The sequence below is a fragment of the Bacillus sp. SIMBA_005 genome, from assembly GCF_046535585.1.
In the GTDB taxonomy this organism is placed as follows: domain Bacteria; phylum Bacillota; class Bacilli; order Bacillales; family Bacillaceae; genus Bacillus; species Bacillus pumilus.
Genome location: NZ_JAWRWI010001328.1, coordinates 1 through 229 on the forward strand (window position 1 = coordinate 1; position 229 = coordinate 229).

The 229-nt window shown below is 39.7% G+C and carries 1 pseudogene; it reads right to left on the reverse strand.

From position 1 onward, the window contains the following. Positions 1-67, reverse strand: a pseudogene (locus tag SB660_RS24520) (cation:proton antiporter regulatory subunit); the annotation flags it as partial. Positions 68-229: the final 162 nt, after the last annotated feature.

Sequence of the window (229 nt, forward strand, 5' to 3'; positions counted from 1 at the left end):
CGTGATTTTTCGTAATGACTTCTACTTTCTGGCCGATGCCCGGAAGCTCCGACTCACGAACGTTCATAAGAACCCCCCTACATGTTTTTACAATGATGATTGATTATGTAAGCGTATGTCATTATAGCAAATGTCTATTTTAAGTTCAATGAAACTTCAAAAAACAGGCTGCCCTGCAGAGGACAGCCTGATATTTTTTATTGCGCCGAATCTTTTTTCAGTTCTCTTC